The sequence below is a fragment of the Streptococcus sp. Marseille-Q7087 genome, from assembly GCF_965111935.1.
Genome location: NZ_CBCOPJ010000001.1, coordinates 161,729 through 185,254, shown reverse-complemented (window position 1 = coordinate 185,254; position 23,526 = coordinate 161,729). Strand labels below are relative to the sequence as shown.

General features: G+C 42.3%; 12 protein-coding genes. 5 read left to right on the top strand and 7 right to left on the bottom strand.

The features are described 5' to 3' along the window. Window positions 1-11 precede the first annotated feature (11 nt). Together ACWPVF_RS00965 and ACWPVF_RS00960 are read right to left on the bottom strand one after the other, a co-directional pair. Entirely contained in the window at window positions 12-1,391 is a 1,380-nt protein-coding gene (locus ACWPVF_RS00965; protein WP_414308222.1) for a TrkH family potassium uptake protein, read from the bottom strand. A 32-nt stretch (window positions 1,392-1,423) separates the two neighbouring features. Beyond that, on the bottom strand, window positions 1,424-2,188 hold the full coding sequence (locus ACWPVF_RS00960; RefSeq protein WP_454384164.1) for a nucleoside phosphorylase: 765 nt from the start codon (window positions 2,186-2,188) through the stop codon (window positions 1,424-1,426). 190 nt (window positions 2,189-2,378) lie between these two features. Here ACWPVF_RS00960 and ACWPVF_RS00955 point away from each other — a divergent pair, with 190 nt between their 5' ends. From ACWPVF_RS00955 to ACWPVF_RS00945, 3 genes are all read left to right on the top strand, one after another. Next, complete coding sequence (locus tag ACWPVF_RS00955) at window positions 2,379-2,831, top strand: DUF3290 family protein (protein ID WP_006154032.1); 453 nt, start codon at window positions 2,379-2,381, stop codon at window positions 2,829-2,831. Next, a complete protein-coding gene (locus ACWPVF_RS00950; protein WP_454384162.1) occupies window positions 2,828-3,460 on the top strand; it encodes a DUF421 domain-containing protein in 633 nt (210 codons plus the stop codon). The genes ACWPVF_RS00955 and ACWPVF_RS00950 overlap by 4 nt, the downstream gene beginning before the upstream one ends. A 117-nt stretch (window positions 3,461-3,577) precedes the next feature. Further along, window positions 3,578-3,781 carry a CsbD family protein gene (locus ACWPVF_RS00945; RefSeq protein ID WP_371560816.1) on the top strand — a complete coding sequence of 68 codons (204 nt, stop codon included), beginning with the start codon at window positions 3,578-3,580 and terminating at the stop codon, window positions 3,779-3,781. A gap of 62 nt (window positions 3,782-3,843) precedes the next feature. Here ACWPVF_RS00945 and ACWPVF_RS00940 read toward each other — a convergent pair whose 3' ends face one another. After that, window positions 3,844-5,091: a carbohydrate-binding domain-containing protein gene (locus tag ACWPVF_RS00940; RefSeq protein WP_454384160.1), complete on the bottom strand. Its 1,248-nt coding sequence runs from the start codon at window positions 5,089-5,091 to the stop codon at window positions 3,844-3,846. A gap of 206 nt (window positions 5,092-5,297) precedes the next feature. Here ACWPVF_RS00940 and ACWPVF_RS00935 point away from each other — a divergent pair, with 206 nt between their 5' ends. Further along, on the top strand, window positions 5,298-6,074 hold the full coding sequence (locus ACWPVF_RS00935; RefSeq protein WP_454384158.1) for a polyphosphate polymerase domain-containing protein: 777 nt from the start codon (window positions 5,298-5,300) through the stop codon (window positions 6,072-6,074). Then, window positions 6,067-6,750: a DUF4956 domain-containing protein gene (locus ACWPVF_RS00930; RefSeq protein WP_454384156.1), complete on the top strand. Its 684-nt coding sequence runs from the start codon at window positions 6,067-6,069 to the stop codon at window positions 6,748-6,750. The genes ACWPVF_RS00935 and ACWPVF_RS00930 overlap by 8 nt, the downstream gene beginning before the upstream one ends. A gap of 30 nt (window positions 6,751-6,780) precedes the next feature. Here ACWPVF_RS00930 and ACWPVF_RS00925 read toward each other — a convergent pair whose 3' ends face one another. The 4 genes from ACWPVF_RS00925 to rpoB all read right to left on the bottom strand — a co-directional run bounded on the left by ACWPVF_RS00925 (window position 6,781) and on the right by rpoB (window position 23,342). Further along, window positions 6,781-7,344, bottom strand: coding sequence for a sugar O-acetyltransferase (locus ACWPVF_RS00925; protein WP_454384154.1), 564 nt, complete (start codon window positions 7,342-7,344; stop codon window positions 6,781-6,783). A 146-nt stretch (window positions 7,345-7,490) separates the two neighbouring features. Further along, complete coding sequence (locus ACWPVF_RS00920) at window positions 7,491-15,788, bottom strand: CshA/CshB family fibrillar adhesin-related protein (RefSeq protein WP_454384152.1); 8,298 nt, start codon at window positions 15,786-15,788, stop codon at window positions 7,491-7,493. Window positions 15,789-16,053: 265 nt separating this feature from the next. Then, complete coding sequence (rpoC, locus tag ACWPVF_RS00915; RefSeq protein ID WP_454384150.1) at window positions 16,054-19,707, bottom strand: DNA-directed RNA polymerase subunit beta'; 3,654 nt, start codon at window positions 19,705-19,707, stop codon at window positions 16,054-16,056. Between the two features lie 32 nt (window positions 19,708-19,739). Beyond that, window positions 19,740-23,342: a DNA-directed RNA polymerase subunit beta gene (gene rpoB / locus ACWPVF_RS00910; RefSeq protein ID WP_454384148.1), complete on the bottom strand. Its 3,603-nt coding sequence runs from the start codon at window positions 23,340-23,342 to the stop codon at window positions 19,740-19,742. Between the last annotated feature and the right edge of the window lie 184 nt (window positions 23,343-23,526).

Here is a 23,526-nt window from a genome sequence, read left to right as displayed (position 1 = left end):
TTTATCCTTTCTTATCCTATAGTAATGTCCGCTTTCATATAGTGGATTGTATCTTTCTTATCTGGTTGATACTCAGCCAAACTGACTAACAGTGTGAGTGGCCCGATCCGGCCAATAAACATCAGTAGCATGACGACGCTAAGAGCTAATTTACCTAACTCTGGTGTCAGATTAGCAGTTACTCCAACGGTAGCAAGCGCAGAAATAGTTTCAAACATCAGGTAGATGAATTTCGGATTCCCTTCTGCTGTTATTCCTAGTAGGATTAAACCCGATAAAAAAGTTATCAAGAAGATGATGAAGACACTGAAAGATTTTTGGACTGTCCGAGGTTCAATCGTTCTCCGAGCCACATTAGCATGGGGCAATCCTAAAAGTTCACTGCGCGCAAATACTAACAATACAAAGAAGGTTGTGATTTTAAGCCCTCCGGCTGTTCCACCAGGCGCCCCACCGAGAAACATTTGTAAGATATAAATCAGCAACGTAACAGGTCGGGCCTGGGTGTAATCAATCGAAGCAAAACCTGCTGTCCTCATGCTGACAGTCTGGAAAAAGCTAACCAGCAATTTATCAGGCACGCTAAGATTGCCAATGGTCCCTGGATTGTTCCACTCGATTAACAAAGTCGATACGGTTCCAAAGAGTAAAATTCCTGCTGTTAAAAAGAGAACCAACTTGGTATGAAAACGAAGACGGCGTTTTTTCTTCTTTCCTAACTGGGTTGCTAGATCAAACCAGACCATAAATCCTAGACCACCTGTGATGATCAAAGCAGCAATTACTAGATTAATCAAAGGGTCGGTCTGAAAAGCTACCAAACTTGTACTTCCAAAATTATCAAATCCAGCATTACAGAAAGCTGAAATAGCTACGAAGATAGAGGTAAAAATCCCTCGGCCCCATCCAAATTCAGGAACAAAACGAAAACTTAACAGGAAGGCTCCTAGGCCTTCAACGAGAAAAGTCGTCAAGAAAATCGAACGCATGAAAACCTTTAAAGACTGAGTTTCTCTATAACTAAAGCTCTCCAGAATTGTTTCACGGCTACGAAGACTTAGCTTTTGCTTACTTTGAATATAAAAGACCCCTATAAAGGTCATGAGACCCAAACCACCAATCTGGATCAAAAACATACAGATTAACTGGCCCCAGACATTGTAGGTTGAAGCTACTGGTTGAGTAAAGAGCCCTGTCACGCAGACCATGGATACTGCTGTAAAGAGATGGTCGAAATAGGTCGCTTGGGAGCTAGTTGCTTGCACAAATGGAAGACTCAAAAGAAGAGAGCCTACGAAAATAACCAAAGCAAAACTTAAAAAAATTCGACGAGCAGGTGACAAACGCCCCAAGGTCGTATTTATTTTTTCCGAAAATGATTTGAATAACATAGCTACATTGTACCATAAAACAGTTAAAGCGGTCACATATGACTAACAATTTCAAGACAGAGTTCTAAGGCCTTATCAAAAGCTTCAGAGCCCCAGTCACGACTATCGTAGTTGTCCATATCCGCTAAGGAATCTGCGGTAAAGAGCAATTCCCCCCAGACAACCCCACGTAGTTGGGCTACTGCCGCAAGAGCTGCACACTCCATCTCCACAACTGCACAGCCTTCTTCCTTACGATAGGCAACTTTTTCAGCTGTTTCTCGGTAAAAACCGTCTGTCGACCAGGTCATAACCTCCTCGTAAGGAATGCCTCTTTGTTCCAAGACTTGCTCAATGGCAGAGATAGCCTCAGTCTGCATCTCCATATAACGAGAAGGCACTGCATAGTGGTAGCTGGCACCCTCATCTCGCAGAGCGCGAACAGGGACGAGAAAGGCATTTTCCTCAATATCGGCTAGGACTCCACAAGTACCAGTAGAGATGATTTTCTCCACACCGTAGCCAATCAACCAATCCATAAACTGGGCCGCTGGAGCAGAACCGACAGGAGCTTGGGCTAGACAAACTTTTTCGCCTTTGTAGTCCATGACATAGACTGGATAAGTCTTGGTGGCAGAAACGAACTCACCAACACAGTCCGCCCCTACTTCCTGAGCATAGTGGTCAATCTCCTCCTCCAAAAATGCATAGATGCACTTCTTTGGCAATTGTAAATCTAATCCTTCGTGATTGGGCATGATGACTGCCTGAGGATTATCGTCAAACTCTAAAATAGGAATAGCATGTTTTTGAATCATAGAATACCTCCTCTAAATTTTTACTATTATAACAAAAGCCAAACGAAAGTCAAGACGGGAGGCTAAGTCAAATCAGAAAAACCTACCTTAAGTAGTAAACAACCATTAAATGCTTTTTCCTCTACTAACAAAATTGCTAAAACTTAGGAATTAGTTTATAATAGATTGAATTTAAAAAAGGAGAAATCTTATGAAATTCTATTCATACGACTATGTTCTAAGCCAAATCAGTCAACAGGATTGGGTCATGATTATTGTGTCGACGCTCTTAGTGATTGTGACTGGATTCTTTGCATTTAAGGCTTTCAAAGATAAAAGAGGGAGTAAGTTCCGTGAATTATCGCTCATTTCTATTTTGACGTTAATTGCTTTTGTATTGATTAGCATTACGAATCTTCAAAACAACCAATCCAATGATAATCAATTTCGTAGTTCCTTGCACTTCATCGAAATTGTATCAAAAGAGTTAGGTGTTGATAAGAAAAATGTTTATGTCAACACATCAGCAGTGACTGATGGGGCGATTATTAAGGTTGGCAACAATTTTTATCGTGCCATTAGCGGGACTGACCAAGATAGCTATTTATTAGAAAAAATGGAACTCTATAAATCAGATGTTGAACTCGTGGAGGTTGAAAAATGATAATCTTTTTTGCTACGATTGCAATTAAATTAGCCTTGGGGCTACTTTCTCTTGTTTTTGTTATTAACGTAACAGGTAAAGGAAATTTAGCACCAAGTTCTGCAGTAGATCAAATCCAGAACTTTGTTCTCGGGGGTATTATCGGTGGGGTTATCTACAATAGTTCTATCACCATCATCCAATACATTGTTATCCTTATCATCTGGACTATTCTCATCCTGCTCCTTAAATGGTTGAATACCAATATTTCCTTTTTCAAACACTTAATTGACGGAAAACCGACTATTATCATTAAAAATGGTAAATTAGATCCCGAATCTTGTCGTTCAAAAGGTCTTGCAGCTGCAGACGTAGCTCTTAAATTACGCTCTCAAGGAATATTCCAACTAAAAGACGTCAAGCGAGCTGTGATTGAACAAAACGGGCAATTGATTGTCGTAAGAATGGGCGATGAAAATCCTAAGTACCCAGTCATTACAGACGGTGTTGTCCAAGTTGAAATCCTAGAAACCATTGGCAAAACTGAGGAATGGCTAACAGAAAAATTAAAAGAGGAAGGTTTCGAAGACGTTTCTAATATCTTTATCGCTGAATACGATAAAGGACAATTAAACATTGTAACCTATTAAAAAAATAAACTGATGCTTTTCGTATCAGTTTTTTGCTTTTTGACAATAATAGGTATATACTTAAGTTATTATCTGATGGATTTTAGATGATAGAATAAATTAACGGAGGTAACCCCCATGTCAATCGAAGAAAAATTCAACCAAGCTAAAGGTTCGGTTAAAGAAGGTTTTGGTAAACTTACTGGCGATACAAAAACTCAAGCTGAAGGAGCTGCAGAAAAAGTAGCTTCAAAAGCTAAAGAAGTTGCTGAAGATGCTAAAGAAGCTATCGAAGGCGCAGTATCTGGTGTTAAAAACATCTTTAAAAAAGACGGAGAATAATTCTCTTTCGTTCTAACAACATAAAAAAATCTCCCTTCTCTTTCGAGAAAGGAGATTTTATTTTATGGGTGTCCGCCAGGTGCACCACCACCAGGACCACCATTCCCTTGAGGGCCACCACCGGGTGCTCCTCCGCCTCCAGGCATAGAATTGACGATTTCCGTTTGTTTTTCACCGTTGAGGTAGATATCTCCACCTGTGTAGGTCGCTGTTCCATCAAAGTCAAATCCTGTTTGACCAGTCATCTTAATAGTTCCACCCGTGACCGTGATATTCCCATTTGAGTCAATCGGATCAGTGTCTCCTTGGCCAACTTCAACGGTCAAGTTCCCACCATTCATGGTGAAGAAGATTTCACTTTGTTGGGCATTTTTGTTGGCTGCATTGACACCATCGTCTGTTGCGTAAATAGTAATGTCTCCACCGTTGATAGTGATTGATTTTCCTTCAAGCCCTTCGGTAGAATTCTTAACAGTATAGGTACCACTATCGATGACCAAATCACCTGAAGCGTGGATACCATCATCACCAGCAGTAACAGTGATGGTATTGTCAGAGAGATACATGGTTCCTACAGATGTGTCCTCATCATTGTCTACTTTGACACCATCTTCCTTGGCATCGATAGTCATAGTTGTTCCAGTGATGTTGAGTTCATCATTGACATTAAAGGCATCTCCAACTGCTGTGATGTTATAGGTTCCACCTGTGATGTGAAGCGTGTCGTTAGCCTTGATAGCATTATTTTTCTTGCCATCTACATTGAGAGTCCCTTTACCGTTGATGGTCAAGTCCACTTTAGAGAAGAGGGCCGCATCTGCCTTGTCATCACTGTTTGAAGCTGAATCTGACAGGCTATTTGTGGTACCATCTGCTAGAGTGAGGTAAACATGGCCAGCTGATGTTGCAGAAATAGCTGCATTGGTATTAGTCATGGTGACACCGTTTAGTACGATGTGTACATCATCTGAACTTCCAGCTTCGATCTTGATTTGAACTCCGTCGGATTGACCAGAAATTACATAGGTTCCTGACTTAGAGATTGTAACGGTAGAACCTGATACGGCTACTCCGTCACCTGATACCGTCGACGTTGATCCTGACAGGGTTACAGTTGCTGCTGTTTTTTCATCATAAGAAGTATCATAATCCTTATCTGTAAAGTAACTAGATGTTTTCTTATTGGTAGTTACTGTTGTCGTTGCAGTACTATTGCTAGCTGTTGTATTTGAGGTTGACTGGGCACATGCTGTTACCAGTGCTAGAGTTGTTATACTTGTTAATAGGAATGTCCATTTTTTTGCTTTCATGCTCGTTTCCTCGTCTTTCATTTTACATGCTCTTAGTCTACGGGTCTTTCCTAAAAGAAGCCTAAATTTTTTCTGAAAGTTTTCTTAAGTTTAGTTTCAATTAAGTTAAATTTAACAAAAGTTTTAGAAATCCCCTCTAGAATTGTAGACAAGCAAGTTCACCTTGTTTAAAAATAGTATAACTGAAAGCAAGAGGAGAAAGACTTATGAAACCATTAGAAACAACTTTTAAGCGGATTGAAACCAAATATATTGTCTCCAAAGATAAAATAGACAAACTGATTCAAGATTTAAAGGAATATCTAGTAGAAGACGACTATCCAATTTCAACTATTTCAAATATCTACTTTGATACGGAAGACTTTGATGTGCTCCAAGATGATGATTTTGGAAATAAGCGAAAAGAAAAGGTTCGGATGCGGACCTATCTCAGTCAACCTAAAGCAGATAGTCAAGTATTTTTAGAAATCAAAACCAAGGATCAAGAAGGAGTTGGTCGCAAGTTTAGACTACTCTCAACTCCTACTTCTATCATTAATTTTATGACCAAAGGGCACTTGGATGCTAGCATTACTGATACAGTCGTCATTGAAAAAGTGAAAAAGCTTCACCAGGATTACAAGCAGGCTATCCAGCCTCGTATGTACATCTACTACGATCGTTATTCATTGAAGGAAAAGAAATACATCGAGGGCTACGACTATAACAAAATTCGTATCACAATTGACCAAAATCTAGTCTATAGAGATGAAAATGTCAGTCTTTTCGCTGGAAACCATGGAGATGCTTTACTAGATGACGATACTGTAATTATGGAGATTAATGCTCCTGGAAACAAACCCCAGTGGTTACAAGACATTCTAGACAAGTATGGTTTGATGGAGCACAAATTTTCAAAATACAGTTGTGCTTACCACAAATCTCAAGGGCTTCCTTATGCACCACGTCCTAGTATAGAAAGCGCAGGTACCGCTTATGCTTAATCTATTTAATTCCATTTTCAACAACGCCACTGCAAGTGCAGACCCCTTCCAACTACTGCTGGCACTTCTAGTCAGTCTAGTCCTCGGTTTGGCACTTACTTGGACCTACAAATATCGGACCCTCTATACCAGAGAATTTGCCATCAGCTTGTCTCTACTTCCCTGCCTTATGACCTTGGTTATTTTTCTGGTCAATGGGAGCTTGGGTACTTCGATTGCTGTAGCTGGAACTTTTAGTTTAATTCGTTTCCGTTCAGCAACGAGTGGTTCCCGAGAACTGATAGCTATTTTTCTAGCCATGATTATAGGCCTTACCTGTGGGACAGAATACCTTTTCTTGGCCATTATCTTCACACTCTTTATCTTAGGTGTTTGGTTCCTTTTGGAACATCAACAAATAAAAACCGACAATCAACGTCGTAGACTTTTGACAATCACAGTAGCCAATCAAGAGAAAGTTCAGAATGCTGTTCAAACTTCTCTTGACCAATTTTGTTCTGAAATTGATATGATTACCATTAATAGTAAAAATGCTGGTGAAATTCTAAGCATTGTCTATGAAATTGAACTTAAATCTGATGATGACGACTTCCAAGTAACTAGTTATCTCACACAAAATATCGAACAATGCGATGTAGCTTTAACTAAAAAAGCTAAGAAGAGAAAAAATCTCTAATAATTAAAAGAACAGCAAGATGCTGTTCTTTTAGTTTTTTTTGACTGGAATTTCTTTGATAACTCGTGCTGGGTTGCCTACCAGAACTACATTATCGCCAAAAGATTTAGTAATGACAGCTCCTGCTCCTGCAACAACGTTATCACCTAGTGTAACACCTGGAAGGACAATAACCCCACCACCTGCCCAGAAGTTTTTACCAATCGTAATGGGTTTCCCAAATTCTAAACCTGAATTTCGTTCTTCTGGATCTAGAGGATGAAGAGGTGTCAAAAATTGGCAGTTAGGACCAATCATTGCATTGTCGCCAATGGTAATAGGACAAACATCCAACATGGTCAGATTCCAATTGGAATAAAAATTTTCTCCCAAATGAATATTGACCCCGTAATCCACCACCAAACGAGTATTGACATAGAGATTTTCACCAGTTGAGCCAAACCATCCTTTGATGATTTCCATACCTTTTACTGGATCGACTTCTTCATTAAATGAGGCTTGCTTTTGTCGTGCTGTTTGTGCTAGAGCACGAAGTTCTGGATCGAACGGGTGATAAGGTTCTCCCGCAATCATTTTTTGGTATTCACTTTTCATATCTTGATATCCTTGTTTATTTTACACGATTGTAGCATAGTTCTATTCTTAAGACAAGTAGCAAAGAGATTAAAAAAACTAGTACATCTTTGGATGTACTAGTTTTTAATTAGAAAGTTGACTATTTCTTTTCTGTAAAAATCAGATTAGTCTTCTTTCTTTTTACGAGCGATAAGTCCAAATCCACTCAAGACACCTACTAAACCAAGGGCAGCAAGGCTAGCGTGGTCTTCAGTACCAGTATTTGGCAACTGGTTAGTTGTCCAAACTACCTCTTCAGCTACTGGTGCTGATTTTTCTTGAACTGGTGCTGGCACTGGATCTGGCGTTGGCACTGGATCTGGCGTTGGCACTGGATCTGGTGTTGGCACTGGATCTGGCGTTGGCACTGGATCTGGCGTTGGCACTGGATCTGGTGTTGGCACTGGATCTGGCGTTGGCACTGGATCTGGTGTTGGCACTGGATCTGGCGTTGGTACTTTCTCATAAACGTGCTCTGTATCACCGTTTGGAAGTTTCTTAGTCTCTACGAAGCGGTAACCTGGAATATCTCTATTAGGATTTTCACCGTCTTCGATTGGATAACCTGGAATCTCGTTACCTTCCTTATCCTTATGACTTGTCTTCACTTTTTCATAGACATGTTCAGTGTCACCATTAGGCAATTTCTTAGTTTCAACGAAACGGTAACCTGGGATCTCAGCTTTAGGTTGTTCACCATCCTCTGTTGGATATCCTGGGATTGCTTTTCCTTCTTTATCTACGAATGTAGTAACAGGAATTACAGTTGGTGTGTACGTTGCAGAAGCTTTAGTACCATTCATATCTTCACGAACAACTGTCACTGATGGAGCAGGTCCAGTAAATTCTGGTTCTGGTTTGAAGGTTACAGTTCCGTCAGGAGCTACTGTATACGTACCTACACCTGGAATAGTCTTAGTTGTTGAACCATCGTCAAATGTAGCTGGAACATCATCATTCATAGGAACACGGCTATCGCCTTCCTTGAATGTTGGTTTACCAGATTGCTCTTGACCTTTTGGACCAATTGTTGTTGCCGGTTCACCTGTAGGAGTTACTGGTGTTACTGTTGGTGTGTACTTACCTGTTACTGGTGTACCATTCTTATCTACACGCTTAACTGTTACGCCTGTTCCTGTTCCGATGAATGATTTCTCTGGGACGAAGGTTACACTTCCATCTGGGGCTACTGTATAAGTACCTTCGCCTGGAATTGTTTTCGTTGTTGAACCATCTTCGAATGTAGCTGGCGTATCATCATCCATTGGAACTACTGGATCACCTTCTGTAAACTTAGACTTACCTGTTTGAGTTTGACCTTGTTTATCAATTGAAGTCACTTCTTCAGCTGTAGGAGTTACTGGTGTTACTGTTGGTGTGTACTTACCTGTTACTGGTGTACCATTCTTATCTACACGCTTAACTGTTACGCCTGTTCCTGTTCCGATGAAAGATTTCTCTGGGACGAAGGTTACACTTCCATCTGGGGCTACTGTATAAGTACCTTCGCCTGGAATTGTTTTCGTTGTTGAACCATCTTCGAATGTAGCTGGCGTATCATCATCCATTGGAACTACTGGATCACCTTCTGTAAACTTAGGTTTACCTGTTTGGGTTTGGCCTTGTTTATCAATTGAAGTCACTTCTTCAGCTGTAGGAGTTACCGGAGTTACTGTTGGTGTGTACTTACCTGTTACTGGTGTACCATTCTTATCTACACGCTTAACTGTTACGCCTGTTCCTGTTCCGATGAATGATTTCTCTGGGACGAAGGTTACACTTCCATCTGGAGCTACTGTGTAGGTTCCTTCACCTGGAATTGTCTTCGTTGTTGATCCATCTTCAAATGTAGCTGGGGTATCATCATCCATTGGAACTACTGGATCACCTTCTGTAAACTTAGGTTTACCTGTTTGGGTTTGGCCTTGTTTATCAATTGAAGTCACTTCTTCAGCTGTAGGAGTTACCGGAGTTACTGTTGGTGTGTACTTACCTGTTACTGGTGTACCATTCTTATCTACACGCTTAACTGTTACGCCTGTTCCTGTTCCGATGAATGATTTCTCTGGGACGAAGGTTACACTTCCATCTGGAGCTACTGTGTAGGTTCCTTCACCTGGAATTGTCTTCGTTGTTGATCCATCTTCAAATGTAGCTGGGGTATCATCATCCATTGGAATATTTGGATTTCCTTCTGTAAACTTAGGCTTACCTGTTTGAGTTTGGCCTTGTTTATCTTTTGAAGTTACATCCTCTGCTGTTGGAACAACTGGAGTAATCTTAGGTGTGTAAGTTGTTTCAGCTGGCGTACCGTTGGCATCCTTAGCTTGAACCTTAACGGCAACCACATCACCTGAGTATGTCTTATCTGTTGGTGTGAAGGTTACAACACCTGTTGCCTTATCAACTGTGAAGGTACCGATTTCTTTACCTTCTGGTGATTTAGCAACTACTGATGCAGCTGGTTGACCATTTTCATCAAGAAGAGTAATGGTATCCTTGTCGATTGGTGCAACTGGGTCACCCTCTGTGAAGGTTACAGTTCCAGTTTGAACCACACCTTGAGGTGCTACTGATTCTGCTGGTGTCGCTGTAGGTGTTACAGGGGTTACTGTTGGTGTGTACTTACCTGTTACTGGTGTACCATTCTTATCTACACGCTTAACTGTTACGCCGGTTCCTGTTCCGATGAATGATTTCTCTGGGACGAAGGTTACACTTCCATCTGGGGCTACTGTGTAGGTTCCTTCGCCTGGAATTGTCTTAGTCGTTGAACCATCTTCAAATGTAGCTGGCGTATCATCATCCATTGGAATGTTTGGATTTCCTTCTGTAAACTTAGGCTTACCTGTTTGAGTTTGGCCTTGTTTATCTTTTGAAGTTACATCCTCTGCTGTTGGAACAACTGGAGTAATCTTAGGTGTGTAAGTTGTTTCAGCTGGCGTACCGTTGGCATCCTTAGCTTGAACCTTAACGGCAACCACATCACCTGAGTATGTCTTATCTGTTGGTGTGAAGGTTACAACACCTGTTGCCTTATCAACTGTGAAGGTACCGATTTCTTTACCTTCTGGTGATTTAGCAACTACTGATGCAGCTGGTTGACCATTTTCATCAAGAAGAGTAATGGTATCCTTGTCGATTGGTGCAACTGGGTCACCCTCTGTGAAGGTTACAGTTCCAGTTTGAACCACACCTTGAGGTGCTACTGATTCTGCTGGTGTCGCTGTAGGTGTTACAGGGGTTACTGTTGGTGTGTACTTACCTGTTACTGGTGTACCATTCTTATCTACACGCTTAACTGTTACGCCGGTTCCTGTTCCGATGAATGATTTCTCTGGGACGAAGGTTACACTTCCATCTGGGGCTACTGTGTAGGTTCCTTCGCCTGGAATTGTCTTAGTCGTTGAACCATCTTCAAATGTAGCTGGCGTATCATCATCCATTGGAATGTTTGGATTTCCTTCTGTAAACTTAGGCTTACCTGTTTGAGTTTGGCCTTGTTTATCTTTTGAAGTTACATCCTCTGCTGTTGGAACAACTGGAGTAATCTTAGGTGTGTAAGTTGTTTCAGCTGGCGTACCGTTGGCATCCTTAGCTTGAACCTTAACGGCAACCACATCACCTGAGTATGTCTTATCTGTTGGTGTGAAGGTTACAACACCTGTTGCCTTATCAACTGTGAAGGTACCGATTTCTTTACCTTCTGGTGATTTAGCAACTACTGATGCAGCTGGTTGACCATTTTCATCAAGAAGAGTAATGGTATCCTTGTCGATTGGTGCAACTGGGTCACCCTCTGTGAAGGTTACAGTTCCAGTTTGAACCACACCTTGAGGTGCTACTGATTCTGCTGGTGTCGCTGTAGGTGTTACAGGGGTTACTGTTGGTGTGTACTTACCTGTTACTGGTGTACCATTCTTATCTACACGCTTAACTGTTACGCCGGTTCCTGTTCCGATGAATGATTTCTCTGGGACGAAGGTTACACTTCCATCTGGGGCTACTGTGTAGGTTCCTTCGCCTGGAATTGTCTTAGTCGTTGAACCATCTTCAAATGTAGCTGGCGTATCATCATCCATTGGAATGTTTGGATTGCCTTCTGTAAACTTAGGCTTACCTGTTTGAGTTTGGCCTTGTTTATCTTTTGAAGTTACATCCTCTGCTGTTGGAACAACTGGAGTAATCTTAGGTGTGTAAGTTGTTTCAGCTGGCGTACCGTTGGCATCCTTAGCTTGAACCTTAACGGCAACCACATCACCTGAGTATGTCTTATCTGTTGGTGTGAAGGTTACAACACCTGTTGCCTTATCAACTGTGAAGGTACCGATTTCTTTACCTTCTGGTGATTTAGCAACTACTGATGCAGCTGGTTGACCATTTTCATCAAGAAGAGTAATGGTATCCTTGTCGATTGGTGCAACTGGGTCACCCTCTGTGAAGGTTACAGTTCCAGTTTGAACCACACCTTGAGGTGCTACTGATTCAGCTGGTGTCGCTGTTGGTGTTACCGGAGTCACAGTTGGTGTGTACGTTGCAGAAGCTTTTGTTCCGTTCATGTCTTCACGAACCACTGTTACTGCTGGTGCTTTACCAACAAATGATTTTTCTGGAACAAATGTAACTGTTCCGTCTGGAGCTACTGTGTAAGTACCTACTCCTTCAACCTTCTTACTTGTTGTACCATCATCAAATTTAGCAGGAACAGCTTCGTTAATGGCTACAGCCTTTTCAACACCGTCAACATCAGCAGTACCACCTTTAAATTCTGGTTTACCTTTTTGAGTCGCACCTTGAACATTTGTAGTTTCAGCTGGTGTAGCTGTTGGTGTTACTGGTACAATCTCTGGAGTGTAAGTAGTATCTACTTTAAGGCCATTTGTACTTTCAGCTTGAACTTTAACTGGGGTAACTTTACCTGTATAAGATTTATCAGTTGGTGTGAAAGTTACCTTACCTGTAGTTGAATCAATAGAGAAAGTACCAATTGGTGTTGTACCATCTTCTGCATAAGCAGGAGTCGTACCAAGAACTTCATTTCCATCTTTATCCAAAAGCTTATAGCTATTTTCTTTTAGTGGAATTTGTTTGTCTTGACCATTTACATTAACTGTTGCACCCGCAAAAGTAGGTGTTCCTGTTTGTACAGCTCCCTGAATATCTTTAGATGTTGCAGGTTGAGCTGTTGGAGCGGCAGAAAGTACAGTTGGTGTATAGCTTGCTTCAGCAGTGATTGCTGAAGTTTCACCTTTAGCGTTTGTAATAGTTGCAGTTGCTTGAACCTTAACGCCTTTAGCTTTTCCGACAAAGTCTGATTCTGGGGTGAAGGTTACTGCTCCTGTAGTAGGATCGATTGTGTAAGTTCCTTCTCCTGGAACAGTCACAGTAGTTTCATCAGTAGGTTGACCAGTTGCTGGGTCTACCAATTTCTTACTTGTGATTTTCGCAGTCTTATCGTTGCTCAACTCAAATGTAGGAGTTTGAGTTTGAGGAACATTTTGAATGTCCACTGACTCCTTGTTAGTAGGAGTAATTGTTACAGGTGTTACAGTTGGAATGTATTTAGCTGTCGCAGTCTTAATAGCTTCTGCTGGAGCATCCCCGTTCTTATCGCGACCAACTGGAGCAGTTAGAGACAAGGTTACACCCTTAGCAGTTCCGACAAATCCAGGTTCTGGACGGAAGGTTACCTCACCAGTTGCACGGTTTAATGAATACTCTCCTTCGCCTGGGACTGTAATAGCAGTGTTATCTGTAACTTGACCAGTCGTTGGATCTACGAATTTCGCAGGGTATTCTCCACTTGGCGATACTGTAACTTTCTCACCCTTGCTATTTGTTCCTTCTACTGCAAAAGTTGGTGTTCCAAGTTGAGTAGCACCTTGAACATCTGTTGTTTCTTTATCAATACCTTCAAGGTTCTTAGGAGTTACAGTAGGGATGTAAAGACCATCCATGTTATCCAGGACTTCGTTGATTGAAGGAAGTTCCGCAGCGTCTTTAGAATTCCAATCAGTGTCGTTTCCATTGTTGTCTGTACGACGGATTGAGATACCATCTGCAGTTCCGACAAAGTTGTCTTCTGGGATAAACTCTACATCGACGTCCTTACCATTAGCAGTAATCTTGTACTTACCTTGACCAGCTACTGCGTAATAGCCATCAGGTCCTGGAGTTACGACTTGTTTTGTCTTGTTGTCGACCATGACTGGTGCAACTTTTTCGTCGATGACTGCTTTTTGAGTGCGGCTATATTTAGCTAATCCTTGTGGAGTAAAGGCGATAGTTGAACTTTGTTTGGCTCCTTGGACGTCACTTGTTTCCTTGCGTTCACCTTTTGGCGGGAAGGTTACTTGAGTCTTGAAGTCTTCTACCTCACCAGATAGAGCCATGCCAGTAGGACTTTCAATCTCTTTTGCATCTTTTGCGATACGGACACGGACACCAAGCTCTGTAACAGTCGGATCAGTAATCGCTTTACCATTGTTGAACTTCAACTCAACAGTGCCATCTTTTGTGATTGTAGCAAGATCAGAGCGTTCGTTATCATCGAACTTCCCATTTTGGTTAAAATCAATCCAACCATATAGATAAGCTTTATCTGCTCCATCTGTATGGGCTTCAACCTTCAAAGTATAGTTTCCTGGACGAGTACGATCTAGCTTGATCATCTCATTAGTCGCGCCCTTCAAGTCATCTGGTAAGAGTTGGTCGATTCCTTCGTCAGCAGTAACCGATTTGTCGTCACCTTCCCAATCGCCCTTGTTGTTTTCATCCATATCTGGGCTAACATCTCCCAAGTATGGTTGACTTACCTTCCCACCAGTAACTCCGTCTACTGTTCCAATCGCATGAGAAGCTTTGCCATAACTTTCCGGTGCATCTCCCTCATCAAGCGGGAAGAAACCAAGCATAGCTGCTTGTTTACCAGATGAAGCAATATACAAGCCAATCTCAGATGCCCCGCGCGTCATAACCAAAGGTACTGAAACGTTCCCGGATGAATAATTTGGTCCAAACACGCCAGTTCCAAGACCACCTGTTGTCAAATCAGCACTACCAAAGTACTTCCATGCGACTGGTTTCTTATCTGGACCAACTTGATCCGATTTAATCAGAAGTTGCAAATTTAGTCCATTAAGCTTAGCTCCATTAACTTTAACCGGTTTGTTATTAATGAATCCATTCGCAGGATCAAAAAGGTAATTTGTGTCTTGAACTACATAAGGTTGACCGTTTGGACCTTTTTTCCATTCTCCGACATGTTGCCAACCCGTACCATTTGTCGTGAATAGAACCAATTCACCAGGATTGGCTGATTCTCCATCTGCCATAACTACTGCTGGCTTAACAGATTTGCCTCTAAATGTAGCAGAAATTTCAAATTGTACACCGATATTGGAACCATTGAGTTCAGAACCAATTGTGGTTTGCTTTGTACCAGTATTAATACCTTCCTGTCGAATCTCTGTCCAACGATTCTGAGGATCGGCGATAATTTTTGCTTCTTCACCATTTTTAAACGCTTCTTTAGTAGCTGGTGTCATAACTCCACTTACAACACCATTTTTTGCATTTGGATCATAGGTAGCTTTTTCTTCAGCAGTTGCGCCTCGCTCCTCCATACGCTTCTTATAAATTTCAGTTGCTTGGAAGGGTTTCAAAGACTTCACTTTTACAGTAACTACATATCCAGGCATAATTTCTTTTGTATAGGTTGAACCAACTTGGAGAGCTGTTTGACCATTGTCTCCTGTAGTTGTGTTGGTCCAATTTGCAGTATCTCCAAAATCGAGCCAGTTAATCTGTTTCGTGAATTCTTTAGCATTCAAGGTTGAATAGCCTGGCTTCTCAACCTTAGGAGTTGAAGTTGCGTCTTCAACGTCATCCCCAATCAAGTTAGGATCATTGGCATCACCAAGAGCACGACGGCTACGACGTTTCCCAGTGTTTTCTGCTGCGGCTGTTGCAGCTGTTTCTTTTTTTGCTGGTGCTTCTACGCCAGCAGCAGTAACTTCTTCTTTCTTATCTGCTTGAGCTGAGGCAGCAGGTGCCACAACTGGTGCTTTTTCTTCAACAGGAGCTGTTGTAGTTGGAGCAGTTTTTGTAGGAGTCACAGGAGCTTCAGCTTTATCAGTTATTTCTGGAGCTGTTTTTTCTGCAGGAACTACAGGAGCTGCATCTGCTTGATAAGTAGTTTCAGGTGTCTTTTCTGTTTCAACAGTTGGAAGATTAGCTGGACTTTCTACCTCCGTAGTCGCAACAACTCCCTCAACTTTTTTATCCTCAGTAACTTCATCCGCACTAACGTTTGCAGCTGTTCCGAGCATAACTAATGTTCCGAGTAGGACTGAGCATACTCCAACATTTAGTTTACGAATCGAAAATCGACTGATACGATCGTTAAACAAATCATTTTTCACGATATTACCTCCAATACCCTTGCGGGATTGTATATATTATTATATTTTATGCGTTGTTTTTTCATGAATACACAAACAACCATTTAACATTTTAGCATTCAATTCCCTAAAATACAAAGGATTGTGCTTAATATTTTTAAAAAGAATATATATACTTCGAAGTGTCAAAATATTGCTGTTTTTTTGTATTTTTACGCAATTTTATGCAATGCTTTTACCCGGAAAAAGAGGGGCATCCCCTCTTTTTCATTTCAAGTAAAATATTCTATTCGTTTACTTCAACTTGTGCCTCTACAACAAGATTTGTTTTTTCATCTTCTTGAGACGGATCAAGGTAAACTTCTTCATTGACTGCTTGTGGTTCAAGGTTACGGTAGCGAGCCATACCAGTACCTGCTGGGATGATTTTACCGATGATAACATTTTCCTTGAGTCCAAGGAGATGGTCTTTCTTACCACGGATAGCCGCGTCTGTAAGGACACGAGTTGTTTCCTGGAAGGAAGCAGCTGACAAGAAACTATTTGTTTCAAGTGAGGCTTTGGTAATTCCCATAAGAACTGGGCGACCAGTTGCTGGAACACCACCTGCGATAAGAACATCTTTGTTAGCATCTGCAAAGTCGTTGATATCCATGAGAGTACCCATGAGAAGGTCTGTATCCCCTGGATCCATAACACGAACTTTACGGATCATTTGACGAACCATAACCTCGATGTGTTTGTCACCGATTTCTACCCCTTGACTACGGTAAACTTTTTGTACTTCACCGAGAAGGTAAGTTTCAACTGACAAGACATCGCGAACTGCAAGGAGGCGTTTTGGTTGGATAGAACCTTCTGTCAGAGCAGCACCACGCGCCACTTGGTCTCCAACTTCAACACGCATACGAGCTGTAAATGGTACCACGTATTCGCCTTCGCCAGTTTCACCCTTAACAAAGACTTTCTTAGTACGAGTTGAAGCGTCTTCTTCGATGGCTGTAACCTCACCCTTGACTTCTGTGATGACCGCTTCCCCTTTCGGATTGCGGGCTTCAAAGATTTCTTGGACACGAGGAAGACCCTGAGTGATATCGGTATTTGAGGCAACTCCACCCGTGTGGAAGGTACGCATTGTAAGCTGTGTACCAGGTTCCCCGATAGATTGGGCAGCGATTGTACCAACTGCTTCACCAACTTCAACCGCATCACCAGTCGCCAAGTTGATACCGTAACAGTGACGGCAGACACCATGACGAGTGTTACATGTAAATACTGAACGGATAGTTACTTCTTCGACACCAGCATTGACAATTTCACGTGCTTTGTCTTCTGTAATCAATTCATTTGGACCGATGATAACTGCACCAGTTTCTGGATGCTTAACAGTTTTCTTAGTGTAACGACCATTGAGACGTTCTTCAAGAGACTCAATCATCTCTTTACCTTCAGTGATAGAACGGATCAAGAGACCACGGTCAGTTCCACAGTCGTCCTCACGAATAATCACGTCTTGGGCAACGTCAACCAAACGACGAGTCAAGTAACCTGAGTCGGCTGTCTTAAGGGCCGTATCGGTCATACCTTTACGAGCACCGTGAGTTGAGAAGAACATTTCAAGTACTGACAAACCTTCGCGGAAGTTTGAAAGGATTGGCAATTCCATGATACGTCCGTTCGGAGCAGCCATCAGACCACGCATACCGGCAAGCTGTGAGAAGTTTGAGATGTTACCACGGGCTCCAGAGTCCATCATCATAACGATTGGGTTCTTAGGATCTTGGTTAGCAACCAAACGTTTCTCCAATTTTTCACGGGCAGCACGCCATTCAGCTGTAACAGCGTTATAGCGCTCGTCATCTGTGATCATACCACGACGGAATTGTTTGGTGATTTGTTCTACACGTTTATGTGATTCTTCGATGATTTCAGCCTTGTCTTCAACGACTGGAATATCGGCAATACCCACTGTCAAACCAGCAAGAGTTGAGTGGTGGTAACCGAGGTTCTTCATACGGTCAAGTAGGGCAGAAGTCTCAGTCGTACGGAAACGTTTGAAGATTTCAGCGATGATATTTCCAAGGTTTTTCTTCTTGAATGGTGGGTTAATTTCAAGTTGGCTAATAGCTTCCTTGATATTCCCACCTAATGGCAAGAAGTACTTAGCAGGAACACCTTCTGTCAAGTTCGCATTTGTTGGCTCTTGCAAGTAAGGTAGACCTTCTGGCATGATATCGTTGAAGAGAATTTTACCGACAGTTGTAAGCAAGATTTTGTGTTTTTGCTCTTCTGTCCATGGTTTGTTCAAGCTATCAGTTGCGATACCTACACGTGAGTGAAGGTGAACATAACCATTGCGGTAAGCCATGACAGCTTCGTCACGGTCTTTGAAGACCATTCCTTCACCTTCACGACCAGCTTCTTCCATGGTCAAGTAGTAGTTCCCCAAAACCATGTCCTGAGATGGTGTAACAACTGGTTTACCATCTTTAGGGTTCAAGATGTGCTCAGCAGCAAGCATGAGGATACGCGCTTCTGCTTGGGCTTCTTCTGAAAGCGGTACGTGGATGGCCATTTGGTCACCGTCAAAGTCGGCATTGTAGGCTTCACAGACAAGTGGGTGTAAGCGAAGGGCTTTACCGTCAATCAAGACAGGCTCAAAGGCTTGGATACCCAAACGGTGAAGGGTAGGTGCGCGGTTCAAAAGAACTGGGTGTTCTTTGATGACTTCTTCGAGGATATCCCAGATACGTTCATCCCCACGTTCTACCAAGCGTTTAGCTGCTTTAACGTTTTGAACGATATCACGAGCTACGATTTCACGCATAACAAACGGTTTAAAGAGCTCTATGGCCATTTCACGTGGCACACCACATTGGTACATCTTAAGAGTTGGACCAACGGCGATAACGGAACGTCCTGAGAAGTCAACACGTTTACCGAGCAAGTTTTGACGGAAACGTCCTTGTTTACCTTTGAGCATGTGGCTCAATGACTTAAGCGGACGACTACCTGGTCCTGTGATTGGACGACCACGACGACCATTGTCAATCAAAGCATCAACTGCTTCTTGCAACATACGTTTTTCGTTTTGAACGATAATACCTGGTGCATTCAACTCAAGCAAACGAGCCAAACGGTTGTTACGGTTGATAACACGGCGGTAAAGGTCATTCAAGTCAGATGAGGCAAAACGGCCACCATCCAACTGCAACATTGGACGAAGATCTGGTGGAATAACTGGAAGGATATTAAGAACCATCCATTCAGGTTTATTTCCAGACTTGTAAAAAGCATCTAAAACATCCAAACGGCGGATTGCTTTGACACGTTTTTGTCCAGTAGCTGTTTTCAACTCTTCTTTGAGTTCAGCAATTTCTTTTTCAAGATCAACTTGTTTCAAAAGGTCTTGGATCGCTTCTGCACCCATTTTGGCAACGAATGATCCTTGACCATATTCACGCAAGCGTTCACGGTATTCACGCTCTGTCATGATAGATTTGTGCTCAAGTGGTGTATCTTTCGGATCGATCACCACGTAAGCAGCAAAGTAGATAACTTCCTCGAGGGCACGAGGGCTCATATCAAGGGTCAAGCCCATACGGCTTGGAATCCCCTTGAAATACCAGATATGAGATACAGGAGCTTTCAACTCGATGTGTCCCATACGTTCACGACGAACTTTTGTACGCGTTACTTCAACACCACAACGGTCACAAACAATCCCTCTGTAGCGAATGCGTTTGTATTTACCACAAGCACATTCCCAGTCTTTTGTAGGACCAAAGATCACTTCGTCAAAGAGTCCTTCACGTTCTGGTTTCAACGTACGGTAATTGATTGTTTCAGGTTTTTTGACTTCTCCATAAGACCATGAACGGACTTTGCTTGGAGAAGCTAGTGTGATTTGCATACTTTTAAAACGATTTACATCAACCACTATTTCTTCCCTTTCTATTTTAAGTGAACTGCTTATTCTTGTTCAGCAGCTTCTTCTGTTGCTTCCGCTTTTGCATTTTCTTCAGCTTCAAAGGCTGCTTTTGCCTCTTGAGCTGCTCTTTCGCGGGCTTTTTCAAGGTCATCTACGTGGATGACATCTTCGTCCATTCCTTCATCAAGGTCACGAAGTTCCACTTCTTGATCATCTTCGTCAAGGACACGCATGTCAAGACCAAGAGATTGCAATTCTTTTACAAGAACTCGGAATGATTCTGGAACACCTGGTTTTGGAATTGGTTTTCCTTTAGTAATAGATTCATAAGCTTTCAAACGTCCGTTGATATCGTCAGACTTGTAAGTCAAGATTTCTTGAAGAACATTTGATGCACCATAGGCTTCAAGCGCCCAGACCTCCATCTCACCGAAACGTTGTCCACCAAACTGAGCTTTACCTCCGAGTGGTTGTTGTGTAACGGTTGAGTATGGTCCGACTGAACGAGCGTGCAATTTATCATCAACCATGTGGTGAAGTTTGATCATATACATGACACCAACTGACACACGGTTATCAAATGGTTCTCCAGTACGTCCATCGTAAAGGATTGTCTTGGCATCACTATCCATACCTGCTTCTTTAACAGTGTCCCAGAGGTCTTCTGAACTTGCTCCGTCAAAGACTGGTGTTGCGATGTGAATACCAAGTGTACGAGCTGCCATACCAAGGTGAAGTTCCATAACCTGACCGATATTCATACGTGATGGTACCCCAAGAGGGTTCAACATGATATCGACTGGAGTTCCATCTGGAAGATAAGGCATATCTTCTACAGGAACGATACGAGAAACAACCCCTTTGTTCCCGTGACGTCCGGCCATCTTATCTCCGACCTTGATCTTACGTTTTTGAGCGATGTAGACGCGAACTAGCATGTTAACGCCAGATTGTAATTCATCACCATTTGCACGTGTAAAGATTTTAACATCACGAACGACACCGTCGGCACCGTGTGGCACACGAAGAGAAGTGTCACGAACTTCACGAGATTTGTCTCCGAAGATAGCGTGCAAGAGGCGTTCTTCAGCAGAAAGATCTTTTTCACCCTTAGGTGTTACCTTACCTACAAGGATATCCCCTTCTTTAACCTCAGCACCGATACGGATAATACCCATTTCGTCAAGGTCCTTAAGGGCATCTTCACCAACGTTTGGAATTTCACGAGTGATTTCTTCAGGCCCAAGCTTTGTATCACGTGTTTCTGATTCGTATTCTTCGAGGTGGACAGATGTATAGACATCATCTTTGACCAAGCGTTCGCTCATGATAACGGCATCCTCGAAGTTGTAACCTTCCCATGTCATGTAGGCAACGATTGGGTTTTGTCCAAGCGCCATTTCACCTTTTTCCATAGAAGGTCCATCAGCGATAAAGTCACCTTTTTCAACGACATCGCCAACTTTTACAAGGGTACGTTGGTTGTAAGCAGTACCTGAGTTTGAACGACGGAATTTTTGGATATGGTAAACATCAAGAGAACCATCTTCACGACGAACCTCTACCTTATCCGCATCTGCATAGGTAACTTTACCATCGTATTGAGCGATAACAGCCGCTCCAGAGTCGTGAGCTGCTTGATATTCCATACCAGTACCAACAAATGGTGCTTTAGGGTCAATCAATGGCACAGCCTGACGTTGCATGTTGGCACCCATGAGGGCACGGTTGGAGTCATCGTTTTCCAAGAATGGAATACATGCTGTCGCAACGGCAACTACCTGTTTAGGAGAAACGTCCATGTAATCGACACTTGATGCTGGATATTCTTGGTTAACCCCTTGGTGACGTCCCATGACAACTTTTTCTGCAAAAGTGCCATCAGCATTCAATTTAGAGTTAGCCTGAGCAACTGTGTACTCATCTTCTTCATCGGCAGTCAACCAAACGATTTCGTTGGTAACTTTACCAGTCGCACGGTCAACTTTACGATATGGTGTTTGAATGAAACCATACTTGTTGAGGTGTCCGTATGAAGACAAGTTGTTGATCAAACCGATGTTTGGTCCTTCAGGTGTTTCGATTGGACACATACGACCATAGTGAGTGTAGTGCACGTCACGCACTTCATATCCAGCGCGGTCACGTGTCAAACCACCAGGTCCTAAGGCAGACAAACGACGTTTGTGTGACAACTCAGAAAGTGGGTTGTGTTGGTCCATGAACTGTGACAATTGAGATGAACCAAAGAATTCTTTGATTGCCGCAGTTACTGGACGGATGTTAATGATTTGTTGAGGTGTTAATACTTCGTTATCTTGAACAGACATACGTTCACGAACATTACGTTCCATCCGTGAAAGTCCAAGACGCACTTGGTTGGCAAGCAATTCACCAACGGCACGGATACGACGATTCCCGAGATGGTCAATATCATCGACACGACCGATACCTTCAGCCAAGTTGAGGAAGTAACTCATTTCAGCAAGTATATCTGCTGGAGTGATTGTGCGAACTTTATCATCTGGGTTTGCATTACCGATGATTGTTACAACACGATCTGGATCAGTTGGTGCTACAACCTTGAATTTTTGGAGTACGACTGGTTCTGTCAATACCGCTGAGTCATTTGGAGTGTAGACAATCTTGTTCAAATCACCATCCAAGTGACTTTCGATACTTTCGATGACATCGCGAGTCATTACAGTACCTTTTTCAACCAAGATTTCACCAGTTTCAGGGTCCACCAATGGTTCAGCAATTGTTTGGTTCAACAAACGGTTCTTGATATTGAGTTTCTTGTTGATCTTGTAGCGCCCAACAGCTGCCAAGTCATAACGACGTGGATCGAAGAAACGAGCTACAAGCAAGGTACGTGAACTCTCAGCAGTTTTTGGTTCACCTGGACGAAGACGCTCATAAATCTCTTTCAAAGCTTCGTCTGTACGAGAGTCCATTGGGTTTTTATGGATATCTTTTTCAACAGTGTTGCGAACCAATTCGCTGTCACCAAAGATATCAAAGATCTCATCATCACCTGAGAAACCAAGCGCGCGAACCAAGGTCGTAAATGGAATTTTACGAGTACGGTCGATACGAGTGTAGGCGATGTCTTTTGAGTCACTTTCAAGTTCCAACCAAGCCCCACGGTTAGGGATAACAGTTGAACCGTAGCCCACTTTACCGTTTTTGTCTACCTTGTCATTAAAGTAAACACCTGGAGAACGCACCAACTGTGATACGATAATACGTTCACCACCGTTGATGATGAAAGTACCCATCTCAGTCATGATTGGGAAATCACCAAAGAAGACTTCTTGAGTTTTGATTTCGCCAGTTTCTTTGTTGATCAAGCGGAAAGTTACAAAGATTGGTGCTGAATAACTTGCATCATGGATGCGAGCTTCTTCAAGCGTGTATTTTGGTTCTTTGATTTCGTAGCCAACAAACTCTAACTCCATAGTGTCAGTAAAGTTTGAAATTGGCAATACATCTTCAAACACTTCCTTCAGACCATGGTCTAGGAAATCTTTGAATGAATCAGTTTGAATTTCAATCAAATTTGGTAAGTCAAGAACTTCTTTAATTCTTGAAAAACTACGACGGGTACGATGTTTCCCGTATTGAACGTCATGTCCTGCCAAGATGATTCTCCTTTGTAAATAAAGTTCCAAGCTTAGTCGCCTAAGCTAATAATTATCGTTAGATGGTTCTAAAACCCCTATCAACTTATCCTCTTTGGGTAATTTTCAGAATCTTTAAATCTCTGTTACAGATGCAAAAAAACCCGAAAAAAAAGCACAAAAAGAGCAGTTAAATCCGACTTTT